Below are 17,939 nucleotides of genomic sequence, written 5' to 3'. Positions count from 1 at the left end.
AGGCAAAGCCAAAGAGAGAAAGAGGCACGCCTTTGCCAAACCTGAAACCTTTCCTTGCCACGTGTGAAAAGAACCGCTGCCTCAATTGAAAGCCCGAGCTTGACACAAACAGGGGACGGCCTCCACCGAGTACGTGTCGAGCCCCCTGCCGCGGTAGCTCGGGCCCCGCATCACGAACACCGACGCCTTGTCGAGCAGCCTGTCGAGGGCGGCGTGTTGGCGCCACCAGCGTAGTGGCGGCGGGGAGGCACGGTGGCCATTATTCGGTGACCGGGATTGGTCAAAATCGGTTGACTATTAGCGGCTAAAATCGCCCGGCGCTAACAACGACGCCCACCATCGCATGCTAGTTACAAGAAGCGGATGCACTAGTATTCTTTCAATCGACTTGCAAACCCCTTCAAGCGTCCAACGCAATGGCGTGCTTTCAGACGCAACGCCTCCTTGCGTCCGCATTATTGCTTTGTTAGACTCTACGGAAGAATTCAGCGCAGGCCCATATGCCAAGCCAGCGCCCCGGAAAGGAAAAGGATTCGTGAAGCTGTAGACGATACATATCGACGCCAATTTGCAAATTGCCATCTATCCAAGAATAAATCTGGCTGCACATTTGTCGTATCGTCTTTTCACTGATCCTCGTATATCCTAAACACTACCTTTGCGAGCATTGCCGTCGACTCATTTTCTTTCAGCTTGACTCGAGTCGACGGGCGTTCACGTTGGTCGGAACGAGCCAATCAGAGCATATGCGGCAAAACGCGGCCTCCCATGCCGAGGAGGCACAATGTCAAGAACCAATTTGAACAGCTCCACCACCCTCGTTCTTTCCCATATTACTTATGCATATCCTGGCAGCGCAATGCCCGCACTCGACAACGTGTCGGCGACATTTGCCCCCGGCTGGCACGGCATCGTCGGAGACAACGGGTGCGGGAAATCAACTTTCGTCCGCATTGCGTGCGGACTTCTGATTCCAGATCGCGGCGTCGTTTCACCGCGTCTCGTCTCCGCATATTGCGCGCAAGAAGCCGGAGTCGAACCGCCCATGCTCTTCGATTTTGCGTGCGACTTCGCCCCGGCGACCACGCACCTCAGAAGGATGCTCCGCATCACCGATGATATGCTCTGGCGTTTTTCCGAGCTCTCCGGTGGCGAGCAGAAGAAAATTCAAATAGCCGTCGCGCTTTGGCAGAATCCCGATCTTCTGGCAATGGATGAACCGACTAACCATGTGGACGCAGAATGCAGAAGGCAGATTTGCAAAGCACTCGCCGAGTACAAGGGTATTGGCCTCCTCGTCTCGCACGACCGTGCGTTGCTCGACTCCTTGGCAAATGACTGCCTGTGCTTTGAGTCGGGGCACGTCACCATGCGCCCCGGCAACTACTCCCAAGCTCGCTCGCAGGCGAATCTGGAGCGCGAAAGCGCGGCGCGGGCCAAATCGATTGCGCGATCCGAAGAAAAGCGCATGAAGGCTGAGTATATCAGGCGCGTTGAAAACGCCTCACGGTCCGCATCCAAGAGAAGCGCCCGTCATGTCGATCCGAAGGATCACGACGCGAAAGCACGAATCAAACTCGCCATTCTCACTGGCAGAGACGGCGTTGCGGGCAAGCTCGCTTCGCGCATGGACTCCCGAATCCAGCGCGCGCAAGCCGCCGTCGACGCCCACCATGTCGAAAAGCGCTACGAAAGCACCTTGTGGATGGAAGCGCAACCCAGCCCGCGCAAAACACTGATTCACGTCAGCTCAGATCGCATACCGTGCGGCCCGAGGCAATCTTTGCGGGTTCCCGAGATTTATCTGGGAAATACCGATCATCTGGGCATAAGCGGCCCCAACGGAGCGGGGAAAACAACACTGGTCAAGCATATCCTGGAGATATTGGAAGGCCGCAAGGCCACGGGATTGGACATTCGCACGCTGTATATCCCTCAGGAAGTCGACGATTCATCCTCAATTGAATTCCTCTCGGAAATCAAGGACCTGCCCCAAGCCGAACGTGGAGCCCTGCTTTCGATCGTTGCGCAACTCAATTCGGATCCCGAACGAATATTGTCCGGCGAGAACATCAGCCCGGGGGAGCTGCGGAAGCTCATGCTCGCCCGCGGTATACTAGATGCCCCCGAAATCATCGTCATGGACGAACCCACGAATCACCTGGACCTGCACTCGGTGGAGGCACTCGAGCGAGCGCTTTCCGCCTTTCCCGGCGCGCTTGTTTTGGTGAGCCATGACGAGCAGTTCCTCTCGGCCTCATGCCCCCTCCGCTTGGATTTGGCCCCAGAAGAGGAGCACACTATTGGTCAGCCCCTCCTCTAGCGCTCAGGCATGTCTTCTGCAAGCCGCCTTCTTCTGATATCCCCTCCCCCGTTTTGCAAGCAACTCAGCGCAAATGGCCCATCCCCCTCAGCCTGAAGGCTCAGCGACACCAACGATACCGACGATTCAATATCTGGATGTCCATATTTGCCCCATCTGGGTGATTATTAAATTGTGTTTGTTCCGTGATTGAATACTTTGTCATCATTACGCCCCACTTCTTCTCATCAGAGGACGTCGAGAACGACAGGTCCTTGCGAAATAATCCCAGCTCAGAAGCTTATGGCATGATGTGCTCACCGAGTGCTCGATGACGGTTGACGAATCGTCGGTAATATCCAATTTTAGGAAAGAGGTGTGTATGACCCGACCGAAGATCATGCGCGGACCGTTTGAATGCGGCTCCATCTCAACAACCAGTACGGCAATGTCGTCTATAAAGGAGTCTTCGGCGAGCATGCCGACTTGTTCTGAACGAGCTGTTCGACATGCCCTGAAGGCCGAAGAGATGTTCTCTCGCGTCATGTATCGCCAGATTCTTTGTGCCCACACGAAGCTCCATGGGGCAATGTTTGGGGACGATGATCTTCATGCCGCAACAAGAAATGTCGAGGAGATCTTGCGCAACGTCCTGCGCCTCTATCTCGATGTCCACGGCGAGCCGCAACGCGGAGTCAGCAAATAATTGGATTGAGAGGAGTTCGAGTATGAGGAAATTGAATCAGTTTATGAAGTTCGATTGGGAAGCTTTTGCGAAAGGCAAGCGTTTCCTTTGTGTCGGAGGTGGTAAATGGGTTGATTAAAACACCAAAGAGCATCGCGGCACCAAGATCGACGTGGTGATCACAACCGATAACACGCAGTATCACCAAAACGAAGGCGAGGTGGTCAGCAATCGTTTCGAGAAGCTTTCCATCAAGGTTTCGAACGATATCGAGATTCCCGTCAATCAGCACGTCATTCCCACCGGCGTGGTCGCAAAGGTTTACGGTGATTATCGCAACCAGTTGTCCATCACGGCGGACGGCATTACCGTCATCCCCGCGAAGGGCTAGGTGATTGTGGTGCGTTACTCCAGTGGCGCACCGGCGATCGTGTATTCGACCCCCAGCGCAAAGCTTTGTGTGCTGGGGGTCGCTTTATTTGCGGTCGCCGCGTGCGTTTATTGCATCGGGCTATTCGTGAACACCATTCTTGCGCCCATCGCCATAGAGCCCAGTACGGTGATGGCGTTTGGCGGCAACCTTACCTCCGCAGCGGCCACTCTTAGCCTCGCTGGGACCATGTTGTTTGCGGGAGGGATCACACATTACGTCATGCTATCTGAATCAACACGGTTGCATGCACGCATTAGGAAGGGGCTCTTTGATCCACGTTACGGGAATCCTCTACACCTGCGAGAAGGCGAGCTTCTTCCCGACATCTCTTGCAAAGAGACGGCTCCTGGACAGTTCGAGCTCGCCATCTCAACCTCATCCTCAACGGCAGAAGAAATATCGAAGATGGGACCTAGCATTAGCTCCCGACTTCGCGGAAGGTTCTCCCGCTACGCCGTCGTACTTGCCGAAGCAGACGTCGCATGCAATCAAGTGACCTTCTTCCTTGAAGATGTGACGTTGCATCGAGAGATCAAGGCATCGCGTGTCGAGGATTTGTGCCCGGCGAACGCCTACGAATTCCGCGTTCAAAACGGCACGAGCATCGACCTCCGCACCTCCGGTTCCATGCTCATCGCTGGAAAGACCACGGGCGTGATCGCCCTCTTGCTCCAAGCCCTGTTGGCTGGTCCTGACGGACACGGATCGCAAGTCCTCATCATAGACCCCAAGCAGGCCGAGCCCTCCCGACTTCCTCGCGTGGTTTCACTGAATGCTGACAGGGACGCTCGCGCAATCCTGTCTGCGTTATCACGGTTCGCCGACAGCATCAAAGAGCGACAGAGCTTCCTCAACGACAGGTCGACAGAGACGGGAGACGCCGTGCACTGGTGGGATGCGAGGCTTCACGTTTCGCTTCTCTTCATGGATGAGTACGTGGCACTCCGCACGCTGTTTCCCAAGCGCGCGAGCAAGGAGGACCCCGATTACTGCCTCGCGACGTTTGATGGGCTGGTGAAGCGCATCGTAACGATGGGGGCGAGCGCGGGCTGCTACGCCATCATCTCGATCGCCGAGGCGTCTGTTGAGGAGGGGGGCTTGCCGTCGATGCTGCGCTCGGCGTGCAGCACCCGCGTCCTCTTCAAGCCGACGCTTCCCGAGGCGCGGCTCATATGGGGCGCGGAACGCCTGCTCGACCTCGGTGCACCTCGCACCTTCTCCCCGGGCGACGCTTGGTTCAGCAGTACGGACGGGGCGCACGACCGCATCGGCTTTGTGCATTTTCCGATCATGGACTTCCCCGTGTACCGCGAGCTTGGGCGGCTCCTTGACCTGTACTTCAGAGAATAACCACCGCGGGGTCCGCTTCGCGCAGCAAAAGCGGACCCCGTCGATTGTTCCATTACTTGAAATTCTGCTCATTTATGCGCCTTGGGGAGCTTGTTATCCCAAGGCGCACCCTCGGGCGCGTTCCAAAATCGTCCCGAAATAGCTCATTTACGAGAAAGGACTCGGAACCATGACCAATTCTCTGCCCATGAAGACCCGCGCGATGATGTACGAGCAGCAGCTCGATCACCTGCCCCGTCTTGTGGACGAAATGTACCGAAGAATCGAAACACTCGCCCCGAAGCGCTATGCGGGCATCGTGCACGACAGCGACACGACGGACGCGGGACGTCCGGCAGCCGCGCATCTTCACGTGATGATGGAGTTCCAGAATCCGCGCTCGCTCAATAGCATCGCGAAGCTCCTTGGAGATAAACCTGAGCGCATCGAGGCTTGGAAGGCAGGTGTGGAAAACGGTTTTTCCTACCTGTGCCACAGAACGGATGGCGCACGATCCAAGCATCAGTACGACCCCAAAATCGTGCGCTCCAATTTCGATTACCCAGCGCTACTTGCTTCTATTGAGTCGCGCGTTGCTCGAACGAGGTCCCATAGCAGCATCAAAGTCCTTCTCGATGACCTTCTCGAAGGTCGTATCGACAAGGAGTCCTTGATCTCTCAGCTCTCCGGATCCGAATATGCCCGGACATAGCGTCAGATCGAAGACGTTTATGCACGCCGCCTTCAGGTTCAGGCCCGGAAATGGCGGGGGTTGATGCTCAAGGGCGAAAGAAGGGTGGAATCAGTTTGGATCTTCGGGCCTGCTGGAACGGGGAAGTCCACCCTCGCAAAGCTCTATGCGAAGCGGAAGGGCGAACCGTTCTTCGTCTCTGGATCTACGAGAGACATCTTTCAGGGGTATGAGGGCAAGCACACGGTGATTCTTGACGAACTTCGTCCCTCATCCATCCCCTACGCCGACCTGCTTCGCATCACGGATCCCTATGCGATGGAGCATGAGGTGATGGCACCGTCCCGATATTCCGACAAAGCGATAGCCGCCGATCTCGTAATCGTCACGACGCCCTACAGCCCCTTGGAATTCTATGGAGAACAGATGCGCCGATCCGCGACTTATCGTCCGCAAAACGATGTCGACGGATTTGGTCAACTTGAGAGGTGCCTCTCCGTCGTTGCGGAGATGCAGACGAGGGAGATCTGTCTCTCTGAGTTTAGGCACGATCTCGACGGATACTGGCCGGTCGAAGGTTCCTCTCGTACAAACCCATATTCGAGTTATGCGCGAGGACTCGCCCCCTCGTCCTGCGCCAACGCTCTTTATAAAGAGCTTCTCGACACCGTTTCGCACTTGACAGCTTAACCAATCGGGCCCCGTGCGATAATCTTGAAATATCGCATCGGGGCTCTTTTCTGAACAGGAAGGAGCCTGCTAGTGACTGTGAGAAAAGACAGCAAAGGGCGAATCCTCAGACGCGGGGAAAGCCAGAGAAAAAACGGCCGTTACTGCTTCAAGTATGTGGATGCAAGAGGTAAAACGCGGAGCGTCTACTCGTGGACCTTGACAACTCATGATCTAACTCCGAAGGGGAAGAAAGCCAGTCCGTGCTTGCGCGCGTTGGAGCATGAGATCCAGCGCGATCTGCTTGATAAGGTCGCGCCGAACAATATGACAGTCTACGAACTCGCATCTCGTTACACTGAAACAAAGACTGCCGTGAAACAATCCACTCGAGCCGCCTACAAGACAATCCTCAATTTTCTTGCTACAGATGAATTCGGCTCGCGACGAATATGCGGTGTCACCTCCCTTGATGCCAAGGAATGGCTCATCAACCTGCAAAAAATCCACGGCAAGCGCTATAGCACAATCCATAGCATCCGTGGTGTTCTGAGACCGGCGTTTCAACTGGCAGAGGAGAACAGCCTGATTCGCCGAAATCCCTTCTATTTCGAGCTCGCAACGATACTGACAAACGACATGGTTACACGCAAGGCCTTGGCCACTAACCAAGAACGCAGATTTCTTGCTTTCGTGGAGGGCGATGAACACTTTCACCGCTATCGTGACGCCATCTACATCCTTCTAAATACGGGCCTGCGCATTTCTGAATTCTGCGGTCTTACCGTCGAAGACCTTGATTTCAAAAACGGAAGCATTCGGGTAAACAAGCAACTTCAGCGGACCAGCAACATGCGATACTACATCGAACGTCCCAAGACGGAGAGCGGGATCCGCTATGTTCCCATGACTCAAGCCGTGACAGAGTGTTTCAGGAGTATCCTTGCGCAACGTCTAAAGCCTTCGAGTGAGCCGGTCGTTGACGGTGTTAGCGGTTTTCTGTTTCTTGATAAAAACGAGATGCCGCGTGTTGCCCTGCACTGGGAGAAGTACTTCCACCACGCGATAGAGAAACATAATCGCATCTACAAGGATGAGCTTCCCAAAATCACACCACATGTCTGCCGACATACCTTCTGCTCGAAGATGGCACGCAGGGGAATGAACCCTGCGAAGCTAAAATGCATCATGGGCCACTCCGACATCAACGTGACTTTTAACACATACACCCATCTTGATTTCGACGACGTCAGAGAGGATATGCTGAAAATTGGATGCAAAGGACGGTCAACATTGTGACAACAAGTCGTAAACCCTCGTTCTTTACGACAATTCTTACGACGCTGGAAAGAAGAATAATCCGCTCATTTATGAATCAATTTGATATTCTGTCCTTGACGAGGGATCAAAAAGCAGTGCGATTATCTGCGAAAACTCTGATATTCGAGAGGTTTTAGCCAATGCGCAAAATCCTATTTGTCTGTCATGGGAACATCTGTCGCTCGACGATGGCTGAGTCGGTGTTTGCCGAGCTGGTGCGCCGTGCTGGGCGCGAGGCGGAGTTCGTCATTGATTCTGCCGCGACCTCGACCGAGGAGATTGGCAACCCTCCGCATCATGGCACCGTCGCCAAGCTGCGCGAGGTCGGGATTCCCGTCGTTGCGCACCGCGCGCGCCAGGTTCGTCGCGCGGAGTATGGTGACTGGGACCACATCGTCTATATGGATGCCGAGAACGCGCGCGGCCTGCGTCGCATCTTCGGCGACGATGCCGACGGCAAGATTTCGCGGCTGCTGGATTGGACCGATCGCCCCGGCGACGTCGCCGATCCCTGGTACACCGGCAACTTCGATGCCACCTACCGCGATGTGCTCGCCGGCTGCACGGCCATGCTCGAGCAACTGTAGGCGCCCGGGCGGCGCGGATGCGTGAGCCACGCCATCGGCATAAAATGAGCGTGGATAATCTCCCGCATACAAATTGAGCGTGGATAATCTCCCACTTTGAACGCAAAACGGCGCTCTAAACGGGAGATTATCCACGCTCATTATCTTGGTGGGAGAAAATCCACGCTCAACTACTCGTCGACGATCTCGGCAAGCCAGACGTTCAGCGTATCGACCTCGGGGCAGCAGAACTTTGCCGTGCCGGGCTCGTTGCCGGGCACAGTTCCGCCATAGCGCAGAATGTCGATATAGGGAAAGCCAACGTGACAGGCCATGGCGCACATCTTGCCGCGATCGCGGTCGAAGTCGAAGACGTCGCCCGGCTTGTGACCATGGTGGCAGCGACACGTCCCCAACTGGTCCACGCAGCTCACGCGGATACGCGGACGCTTGCCACGCGGCGCGCCGAGCGGCTTGTTCTCGCCCGCAGGCCTGATGCCGCCCTCGCCAGCATTACTCATGGTCGATCACATCCAGGCAGGCCTCGATGGGCAGGCCGGCAGACTTGTCCTCTTGGTCGGCATTGCGCTCGATAAGCTCGGCCACCACACGCATGGCATCGGCCGTTGCGTGCTGCAGGCTCCAGCCAGCCATAACGCGACCGACGAGCACCGCCGAGAACGTGTCACCGGTGCCCGGGAAATAGACCGGGATCAGGTCGAAGGGAATCGTGAAGTACTCCCCCGCCACGTGGTCGTAACCGATGACGGCGTTCGTGCCGTCGACCACAGCGCTCGTAATGACCACCGACTTGGCGCCCAGCGCGCGCATGGCGTCCACAAGGGCGTGGGCCTCTTCGGGCGTAATTTGCTCGGCAATAGGCCTATCGGCAAGCAGGCACGCCTCGGTATAGTTGGGCACCGCGTAGTCTGCGCACTCCAGCAGGTGCCGCATAAGGCCAATCGTGGACTCGGGCACGCCCGCATAGAGCTTGCCGTTGTCGCCCATGATGGGGTCGACGAACACCTTGGTGCCCTTTTGCGCGCGGCGGTGGCAAAAGTCTGAGATGATGCGCGTCTCTTCTTCGGTCACGATAAAGCCGGTCGAGATGGCGTCGAACTCAAAGCCGAGTTCTTCCCAGATGGCAAGACTCTGACGCACGTACTCCGTGGTGTCGTGGATGTAGAACTTGGGATAGTTGAGCGTATCGGACACAAGTGCCGTCGGCAGATTGTGGATACGGTAACCCATGTGCGACAGCACCGGCAGCATGGCGGAAAGCGCGACCTTGCCGTAGCCGCACATATCGTTGATCAGCAACAGCTGAGTGTTCTTCATGAGTGTCCCCCTTGGGTCGGGCGCGGCGCAACGGCGCCACAGTGCGACTAAGTGTAGCGCAGGGAGCACGGCAGGCGGGCGCCGGCGCCGTGGAGGCCACATTGTTGCGGAAAGGTTACGGGAAAGAGAAAGCTAGTCGTTGGGGACGTTCTTGTTTGACTAGTCATTTAAGAACGTCCCCAACGACTACTCCCCGATGTTTTGGCAGCGGCAGCGAGCGGGTCGCATTTGAGACAAGGTGACGTGAAACGAAAGGGCGCTGACCTTCTGGTCGCGCCCCTGAAGTTGAACGTCAGATTGTCCAGGTGCGGCCCGCGCAGCGTCGAGCAGTTACGGCGTTTGGCAAAACGCCGTAACTATAAGTTTGGTACCTTGACATTTATTTTTCACGCTCCTAAATTAGTTAGGCACAAAACAATTCATCTACCCAACTAAAGAAAGGAGCGAAGCTTCGATTATGTGTGTTGAACCACTCGCCTATCCGCATGAACCCGGCGGCGACCCCTCACGGCCGGCAGACGAGCCCGAGACCCAGTCCAAGGAGGACCGTCTCGCCAAGAGAATCCTCCATGGGCTGGGGTTTTGCGGCCACTACATGCACTTTCATGGCGGAGGCGTGTCCGGCAAGGCGCCCATCATCTGCCTACTGGCCAAGCAGCCCGGCGGCGAGATGTCGCAGCAGGAACTCGGCATGCACTTCGGCCTCAAGCCGGGGTCGCTTTCCGAGATCCTGTCCAAGCTCGAGCTCAACGGCCTCATTGAGCGCAGCCGTAACCCCAAGGATCGACGGCAACTCACCATTCGCCTAACCGAGATCGGCTGGGAGAAGGCCCGCATCGACCAAGCCTCGCGCATCCGCTTTAGGGAACAGGCCTTTAGCGCGCTCACCCACGACGAGCGTGAACAGCTCGCCGAGATGCTCGAGAAAATCCGCGTAACCTGGGAGGAACTGGATGATTAAAACCCTTATGGGCAGCATCCGCGATTACATGAAGGTCACGATCGCTACGCCGCTGCTGGTGCTTGGCGAGGTAATCTGCCAGATGATGATCCCGTTTATCACCGCCGACATGATCGACGCCATCAAGGACGGCACCGCCGTTACCGAGATGCTGCCCACCGCCGGCCTTCTCGTACTCATCGCACTGACGTCACTCGCCTTTGGCGCCGCCGCGGGCATCACCTGCAGCCATGCCAGCTGCGGCTTTGCCAAGAACCTGCGTCGCGACCTGTTCTACAAGATCCAGACGTTCAGCTTCGCCAACATCGACGAGTTCTCGACCTCCTCGCTCGTCACGCGCCTCACCACCGACATCAACAACGTGCAGCAGGCCTTTATGATGCTCATCCGCATCGCCGTGCGCTCGCCGCTGGTGCTGGTCTTTGCCTTTACCATGGCATACGCCATGGGCGGCAGCGTCGCCATGGTCTACCTGGTCATCATTCCGCTGCTGGGCTTTGGCCTGTTCTTTATCATCTATAAGGTGCGCCCGATCTTTACCCGCGTGTTCCGCAAGTACGACGCGCTCAACGAATCGGTCGAGGAAAACGTCACCGGCATGCGCGTGGTCAAGAGCTACGTGCGCGAAGACTTTGAGAAGGAGAAGTTCGCCACCGCCGCGCGCGACGTCCAGATGGACTTCACCCGCGCCGAGAAGTTGCTCGCCTTCAACAACCCCATGATGAACATCTGCGTCAACGGCGCGTTCGTCGTCATCATCTACCTGGGCTCCAAGCTCATCATCACGAGCCAGGGCACCCTGTTCGATGTGGGCCAGCTCTCCTCCATCTTTACCTACGGCTTCCAGATTCTGATGAGCCTAATGCAGCTGTCGATGATCTTTGTCATGGTGACCATGGCAGATGAGTCGGCGCACCGAATTACCGAGGTGCTGGCCGCCGAGCCCACGATCGCTAACCCGACCGAGCCCGTGCACGAGGTTGCCGACGGCTCCATCGACTTCGATCACGTGAGCTTTAAGTATTCCGAGCATGCCCGCCGCCAGGCGCTCGACGATATCGACCTGCATATTAAGAGCGGCGAGACCATCGGCATTATCGGTGGCACCGGCTCGGCCAAGTCGACGCTCGTGAACCTGATCGCCCGTCTGTACGATGTCACGGAGGGCACCGTGCGCGTCGGCGGCGTGGACGTGCGCGACTACGACCTGGACGCGCTGCGCCACCAGGTAGCCATGGTCCTGCAGAAAAACGTGCTGTTTAGCGGCACCATCGCCGAGAACCTGCGCTGGGGCGACCCGAACGCCACCGACGAGGAAGTCCGCGAGGCCGCACATCTGGCCTGCGCTGACGAGTTTGTCGACGGCTTCCCCAAGGGCTACGACACCTGGATCGAGCAGGGCGGCTCCAACGTTTCCGGCGGCCAGAAGCAGCGCCTGTGCATCGCGCGTGCCCTGCTGCGTCGCCCCAAGATCTTGATCCTGGACGACTCCACGAGCGCCGTCGACACCAAGACCGACGCCAAGATCCGCGAGGGCCTGGCGAGCTACCTGCCCAACACGACCAAGCTCATCATCGCCCAGCGCATCAGCTCCGTTCAGGACGCCGACCGCATCATCGTCATGGAGGGCGGCCGCATCAAGGACATCGGCAACCACGATGAGCTGCTCAAGACGAGCGAGATCTACCGCGAGACCTTTACCTCGCAAAATAAGATGAGTGCCGAAGGCGAGGACGCCGGCGACGTTTCCGGCGATACGACCACGGCGGCAGACAACACCGACACGACCGCACCGCAAGCTCAGACCCAGGAAGGAGGCGAGGCACATGAGTAAGGCCGCTACCGCCGAGCGCGCGCGCAACCGCAAGGGCGGCACCATGACGCGCCTGATCAAGATGCTCTTTGGCTTCTACCCGGTGCTTTTGCCCCTCGTCGTCGCCGGCGTTGTGCTCTGCGCCATCATCAACTCCATCGGCGCGACGTTTCTCCAGAGCGCGCTGCAGGTCATTAGCGAATCGTGGCAGTCGGGCGACTGGACGGCCGCGCAGCCCAAGATTCTGAAGCTCGTGACCACCCTCGGCTGCATCTACGCCGTGGGCGTCGCCTCCTCGCTCTTCTGGAACCGCGCCATGGCCGTCATCACGCAGGGCTCGCTCGAGAAGCTGCGCGAAAAGATGTTCAACCGCATGCAGGACCTGCCGATTCGCTACTTCGACACGCACCAGCGCGGCGACATCATGAGCCACTACACCAACGACATCGACACGCTGCGTCAGATGATCAGCCAATCGCTGCCCAACCTGCTCATGACGATCATCGTCATCGTCACCGTGTTCTTCATCATGCTGTATTACAGCGTGTGGATGTGCCTGGTCATCATTGCCGGCGTCGCCTTTATGACCTTTATGACCAAGCTGCTCGGCTCCAACTCCGCGCGCTTCTTTATCGCGCAGCAGACCGAGCTCGGCGTGGTCGAGGGCCATATCGAGGAAGTCATGAACGGCCAGAAAGTCGTCAAGGCGTTCTGTCACGAGTCCGCTGCCGAGGCCGATTTTGACGAGCGCAACGAGAAGCTCTTCGAGGTCTCGCAGAAGGCCAACATGTACGCCAACATCCTCATGCCGATCCTCGGGAACCTGGGCGACTTGCTCTACGTGCTGGTCGCGCTGACCGGCGGCATCTTCCTGGAGCTGGGCGTGCCCAACCTGAGCCTCTCGGGCATGGCGCTCTCCATCGCCGTCGTGGTGCCGTTCCTCAACATGACCAAGCAGTTCTGCGGCCAGATCGGCCAGATCTCGCAGCAGATCAACGCCGTGGTCATGGGCCTTGCCGGCGCCGAGCGCATCTTTGAGCTGCTCGACGAGGAGCCCGAAGCCGACGAGGGCTACGTGACGCTCGTCAACGCACAGGTGAACCCCGAGACCTGGCAGCTCGAGGAAGCCGACCACCGCACCGGCATGTGGGCATGGAAGCACCCGCACCGCGCGACCGGCGAGATCGAGTACGTGCCGCTGCGTGGTGACCTGGTCATGGATAACGTGGACTTTGGCTATACGCCCGACCACGAGGTGCTGCACGGCGTGTCCGTATATGCCAAGCCGGGCCAGAAGGTCGCGTTTGTCGGTGCCACCGGTGCCGGTAAGACGACCATCACCAACCTCATCAACCGCTTCTATGACATCGCCGACGGCAAGATCCGCTACGACGGCATCAACGTCAACAAGATCCGCAAGGCCGATCTGCGCCGCTCGCTGGGCGTGGTGCTGCAGGACGTGAACCTGTTCACCGGCACTGTGATGGACAACATCCGCTACGGCAACCTGGACGCCACCGACGAGGAGTGCATCGCGGCGGCCAAGCTCGCGGGCGCCGACGACTTTATCACCCGCCTGCCCGACGGTTACGACACCATGCTCACCGGCAACGGCGCGCAGCTGTCGCAGGGCCAGCGCCAGCTGATTTCAATCGCACGCGCTGCCGTCGCCGATCCGCCGGCAATGATTCTGGACGAGGCCACGTCGAGCATCGACACCCGCACCGAGGCCATCGTGCAAGCGGGCATGGATAAGCTCATGGAGGGCCGCACGACGTTTGTCATCGCGCACCGCCTGTCCACCGTGCGCAACGCCGACGCAATCATCTGCCTGGATCACGGCCGCATCATCGAGCGTGGCAACCACGACGAGCTGATCGCCAAGCGCGGATATTACTACCAGCTCTATACCGGAGCGTTTGAGCTGGAGTAGCTCAAAACATCCCCTACGCTCCCAACGGACCTCCCCGAGGGAGACGGGGTGTTTACTCCGTGCTCAAACATTCTCGCTTCGCTGCGGAACCGCGCGCGGAGCAAACACCCCGTCTCCCTCGGGGAGCTCCTGCGCACACGGTCTTTTCTCGCAGCCTGAAAAGAAGTGGTGAGGCCCTGGCCGTTTGGCCAGGGCCTCGTTTTGTAAGGATGATTTGGGAGGTGGTGGAGGACCAGTCTTTTTGGGACGGGGCTAAATTAGCTGGTTCTCCATCCCAATATCGATGAATCAACAAATCGCAACTGAGCCCTAATCCAAAAACAGCTAATTTAGCCCCGTCCCAAAAAGACTGCTTTGGCAGAACGTCGGGTGGTATCCTTGGTAGCCCTGTGCTGCAAACGCACCTTAAACGCAAGGAGTCCCATGGATCTTATCGCCCAGCTCGCCCGCGAGCTCAACTTTAAGGCCGCCAACATCGAGTCAGCCGTCAAGCTCATCGACGAGGGCAACACCATCCCCTTTATTTCGCGCTACCGCAAGGAAGCCACGGGCGGCATGGACGACGTCGCCCTGCGCGCACTCGACGAGCGCCTGTCCTACCTGCGCAATCTTGAGCAGCGTAAAGAGGACGTCATCCTGCTCATCGACGCCCAGGGCAAACTCACGCCCGAACTCGAGCAGCAGATTCGCGAGGCCACGCAGCTCCAGCGTGTCGAGGACCTCTACAAGCCCTACCGCAAAAAGCGCATGACTCGCGCGCAGAAGGCCCGCGAGGCAGGCCTTGAGCCGCTCGCCAACATGATCATCATGCAGGCCTCGGCCAAGAGCAGCGCACTCGACGCCGCCGCGGCATACGTCAACGAGGAGGCCGGCTTCGACACGCCCGAAAAGGCGCTTGCCGGCGCGGCGGACATCGTGGCCGAGACGGTGGCCGAGGACCCCGAGAACGTCGCCGACCTGCGCGCCTTTACGCAGAACACCGCCGACATCGTCGTCGAGGCCACCGACCCCACCGAGAAGACTCCCTACGAGCCGTACTACAGCTATGACGAGCCGCTGCGCCGTATTCCCAACCACCGCGTGCTGGCTATCGACCGCGGTGAGCGCGAGGGCAAGCTCCGCGTGCGCGTGAACGTCGACAGCGCCGCCGCCACGGCGCGCCTCGGCAGCCGCTGGCCCCGTCGTCAGGGCGTGTTCGCACCCGTCTTTGATGCCGCCATCGCCGACGGTTACAAGCGCCTCATGGCCCCCTCGTTGGAGCGCGAGGCCCGCGCCAAGCTCACCGTCCGCGCGCAGACCGAGGCCATCAACGTCTTTGCCAAGAATCTCGAGGGCCTGCTCTCGGCACGCCCCGTACGCGGCGCCCGTGTGCTCGCACTCGATCCGGGCTACCGTACCGGCTGCAAGGTCGCCGTCATGGACGAGACCGGCAAGCTACTCGACCACGGCGTGGTCTACCCCACCAAGCCGCGCCACGACGTCGCCGGCACCAAGCGTGAGCTCGCCCGCCTCGTCAAGAAGGACGGCGTCAACACCATCGTCATCGGCAACGGCACCGCCAGCCGCGAGACCGAGGAAGTCGTCTCGGAGTTCATCGCCGAACAGGCGCCTGGACTGCGATACACCATCGTCAACGAGGCCGGCGCATCGGTGTACTCCGCCTCCGAGCTCGCCAGTCAGGAATATCCCGACCTGGACGTCACCGTGCGCGGCGCCATGAGCCTGGGCCGTCGCCTGCAGGACCCGCTGGCAGAGCTCGTCAAGATTCCACCCCAGTCCATCGGCGTTGGCCAGTACCAGCACGACCTTGACCAGACCGAGCTTTCGCGCACCCTGGGACATGTGGTGGAGGACGTCGTCAACCGCGTGGGCGTCGACGTAAACACCGCAAGTGCGAGCCTGCTGGGATACGTATCGGGCATCACGCCGAGCGTAGCCAAAAACATCGTGGCCTACCGCGAGGAGAACGGCGCCTTTACCGATCGCCGGCAGCTTAAGAAGGTCCCCAAGCTGGGGCCCAAGGCATATCTCAACGCCGCGGGCTTCCTGCGCATCAGCGGCGGTAAGAACCCACTCGATGCGACGAGCGTCCACCCCGAAAGCTACGAGGTGGCCACGGCCGTCCTGGAGCGTGCGGGTGTGGCGGCAAGCGAGCTCAGCCGCGGCGGCGTGCCCGACATCGAGCGACGCATCGGCAGCATCTCGGCGCTGGCAAGCGACCTGGACTGCGGCATCCTCACGCTCATCGACATCGTCAACGAGCTCAAGAAGCCTGGCCGGGACCCGCGCGACGACGCGCCCGAGGTGGTCTTTAGCCGCTCAGCACTTTCCATCGACGACTTGGAACCCGGCATGGAACTCAAGGGCACGGTGCGCAACGTTGTGGACTTTGGCGCCTTCGTCGACGTGGGTGTGCACCAGGACGGCCTCGTGCATATCTCCAAGCTGGCCAACCGCTTTGTCAAGCACCCCAGCGACGTGGTGCGCGTCGGCGACACGGTCAAGGTGTGGGTCGAAAAGGTCGATCGCGACCGCAAGAAAATCTCCCTCACCATGGTGCAGGGCAAATAGCCGCCAAAGCGGACGTCCCCCTCTTCGCGGCGTGCAAAATTGCGAGTATTCAGCATCTCCCGATAGCCCCGCGGCGCTTCAGAGGGCCATAAAAGCAAAAACGGCCCCCGTTTTGGCGTTTTAGGGCCAAAACGGGGGCCGTTCCGCGCTTCAACCAGCTGGTAAAAGTCTTTACCATGCTGAAAACTCGCGATTTTGCACGTCGCCGCAGGGGGTACCCTTGCTTAGGGCAGAATATGGAAACCCAAAGCGGCGATATCCTTGGCAAAACCGCGCACGGTATCAAGCGAGACCTCGTACGGGTCACGGCCGATGTTCTTGCGCTTGGCCAGGATGCTATTTGGCACCGTGATGATCTGGCAACCGCAGGCCTCGGCCTGGTAAATGTTGATAAGCTCGCGCGTGGACGCCCACAGGACCTCACAGTTGGGCTTGGCAGCGGCCTTCTTGACCGACTCCGTCATAAACGGAATGGGATCGACGCCGGTATCGGCAATACGGCCGGCAAAAAGCGAGATGATGGACGGCGTTTCGGCGTCAACGGCATCGATCATCTCGTCAACCTGCGTAGGCGTAAAGATAGTGGTGACGTTGACCTTGATGCCATCGGCCGAAAGCTTGCGGACCAGCTCGGAGGTGGACTCGCCCTTGGTGGTCACGCATGGAATCTTGACGTAGACGTTATCTGCCCAGGTAGCAATCTCGCGGGCCTCGACCTCCATGGTCTCGACGTCGTCGGCAAAGACCTCAAACGAGACGGACACATCGGTGATGTGGGCCAGAACCTCCTTGGCAAACGCGCGGTAATCCGTCACGCCACCCTTCTTCATAAGGGACGGGTTGGTCGTGAAACCCTGAACGTTGCCGTTCTCGTACATGTCGAGCATGCCCTCGAGGTTTGCACCGTCAGCGAACATCTTGATTGCCATCTGCCTGATTCCTTTCGTTTGCATACGGCCGATAAGCTGCTAAACACTTTACCTACGTTTATCAAGGCGTGAACTGCGGTTTTTTATCTTCTCGGCGAACGGTTTTGCAGATTTACCATTTTTATATCGACATTCCAGCGGCAAAACGTTTTTGCCAATCATCGCGGTTGATTCCATTGGCGACTCAGAGACAGCGCTTCACCGGCGCGTTTTCACAACCGCTCCAAAACAAAAAGCGGCGACGCCTCATTTGAGACGTCACCGCTTCCGTGTAGGAGCCGGTTATCGGGTACCGTCAAGATTCTTTCGCAAATTGATTTAGCCGTCTCCGGCCCCGTCCTCTTCTAGCCCTCCGCCTTTCCCCTCAGCTCGTCCATCTCCTCCAGCTTCGACATGTCC

Annotated in this window: 15 protein-coding genes; 12 read left to right on the top strand and 3 right to left on the bottom strand. The window is 58.5% G+C overall.

The features are described from left to right. Positions 1-784 precede the first annotated feature (784 nt). The 8 genes from ACTQW0_RS08045 (at position 785) to ACTQW0_RS08010 (ending at position 8,016) form a co-directional block, all read left to right on the top strand. Complete coding sequence (locus tag ACTQW0_RS08045; protein ID WP_441016970.1) at positions 785-2,323, top strand: ATP-binding cassette domain-containing protein; 1,539 nt, start codon at positions 785-787, stop codon at positions 2,321-2,323. 361 nt (positions 2,324-2,684) lie between these two features. Next, positions 2,685-3,008 carry a hypothetical protein gene (locus ACTQW0_RS08040; protein ID WP_117734898.1) on the top strand — a complete coding sequence of 108 codons (324 nt, stop codon included), beginning with the start codon at positions 2,685-2,687 and terminating at the stop codon, positions 3,006-3,008. Positions 3,009-3,162: 154 nt separating this feature from the next. After that, on the top strand, positions 3,163-3,378 hold the full coding sequence (locus ACTQW0_RS08035; RefSeq protein ID WP_117743463.1) for a hypothetical protein: 216 nt from the start codon (positions 3,163-3,165) through the stop codon (positions 3,376-3,378). Between the two features lie 126 nt (positions 3,379-3,504). Beyond that, on the top strand, positions 3,505-4,770 hold the full coding sequence (locus tag ACTQW0_RS08030; protein ID WP_441016964.1) for a hypothetical protein: 1,266 nt from the start codon (positions 3,505-3,507) through the stop codon (positions 4,768-4,770). Between the two features lie 169 nt (positions 4,771-4,939). After that, positions 4,940-5,461 (top strand): Rep family protein, encoded by a 522-nt coding sequence (locus tag ACTQW0_RS08025; protein WP_117743461.1) that lies wholly within the window; start codon positions 4,940-4,942, stop codon positions 5,459-5,461. A gap of 63 nt (positions 5,462-5,524) precedes the next feature. Further along, a complete protein-coding gene (locus ACTQW0_RS08020; RefSeq protein ID WP_441567688.1) occupies positions 5,525-6,130 on the top strand; it encodes a hypothetical protein in 606 nt (201 codons plus the stop codon). A gap of 72 nt (positions 6,131-6,202) precedes the next feature. After that, a complete protein-coding gene (locus ACTQW0_RS08015) occupies positions 6,203-7,408 on the top strand; it encodes a site-specific integrase (protein ID WP_199407132.1) in 1,206 nt (401 codons plus the stop codon). Positions 7,409-7,569: 161 nt separating this feature from the next. Continuing rightward, positions 7,570-8,016 (top strand): low molecular weight protein-tyrosine-phosphatase, encoded by a 447-nt coding sequence (locus ACTQW0_RS08010; RefSeq protein ID WP_117743459.1) that lies wholly within the window; start codon positions 7,570-7,572, stop codon positions 8,014-8,016. A gap of 170 nt (positions 8,017-8,186) precedes the next feature. Here the strand turns inward: ACTQW0_RS08010 and ACTQW0_RS08005 are convergent, their stop codons facing one another. After that, positions 8,187-8,516 (bottom strand): TIGR04076 family protein, encoded by a 330-nt coding sequence (locus tag ACTQW0_RS08005; protein ID WP_427747806.1) that lies wholly within the window; start codon positions 8,514-8,516, stop codon positions 8,187-8,189. After that, on the bottom strand, positions 8,509-9,333 hold the full coding sequence (locus ACTQW0_RS08000; RefSeq protein ID WP_441031977.1) for a PfkB family carbohydrate kinase: 825 nt from the start codon (positions 9,331-9,333) through the stop codon (positions 8,509-8,511). The genes ACTQW0_RS08005 and ACTQW0_RS08000 overlap by 8 nt, the downstream gene beginning before the upstream one ends. A gap of 457 nt (positions 9,334-9,790) precedes the next feature. Between ACTQW0_RS08000 and ACTQW0_RS07995 the strand changes: the two genes are divergently transcribed. From ACTQW0_RS07995 to ACTQW0_RS07980, 4 genes are all read left to right on the top strand, one after another. Next, positions 9,791-10,294 (top strand): MarR family winged helix-turn-helix transcriptional regulator, encoded by a 504-nt coding sequence (locus tag ACTQW0_RS07995; protein WP_441567686.1) that lies wholly within the window; start codon positions 9,791-9,793, stop codon positions 10,292-10,294. Then, a complete protein-coding gene (locus ACTQW0_RS07990; protein WP_441567684.1) occupies positions 10,287-12,128 on the top strand; it encodes an ABC transporter ATP-binding protein in 1,842 nt (613 codons plus the stop codon). Before ACTQW0_RS07995 ends, ACTQW0_RS07990 begins: the two co-directional genes overlap by 8 nt. Continuing rightward, positions 12,121-14,040, top strand: a complete 1,920-nt coding sequence (locus ACTQW0_RS07985; protein WP_441567682.1) for an ABC transporter ATP-binding protein — start codon at positions 12,121-12,123, stop codon at positions 14,038-14,040. The genes ACTQW0_RS07990 and ACTQW0_RS07985 overlap by 8 nt, the downstream gene beginning before the upstream one ends. Positions 14,041-14,463: 423 nt before the next feature. After that, on the top strand, positions 14,464-16,611 hold the full coding sequence (locus ACTQW0_RS07980; RefSeq protein WP_441567680.1) for a Tex family protein: 2,148 nt from the start codon (positions 14,464-14,466) through the stop codon (positions 16,609-16,611). A gap of 224 nt (positions 16,612-16,835) precedes the next feature. Here ACTQW0_RS07980 and ACTQW0_RS07975 read toward each other — a convergent pair whose 3' ends face one another. Beyond that, on the bottom strand, positions 16,836-17,540 hold the full coding sequence (locus tag ACTQW0_RS07975; protein WP_441567678.1) for a transaldolase: 705 nt from the start codon (positions 17,538-17,540) through the stop codon (positions 16,836-16,838). Positions 17,541-17,939: the final 399 nt, after the last annotated feature.

The organism is Collinsella sp. LCP19S3_B7 (assembly GCF_052121795.1).
Classification (GTDB): domain Bacteria; phylum Actinomycetota; class Coriobacteriia; order Coriobacteriales; family Coriobacteriaceae; genus Collinsella.
The sequence above is the reverse complement of the archived record's forward strand: the minus strand, read 5'-3'. Positions and strand labels throughout refer to the sequence as shown.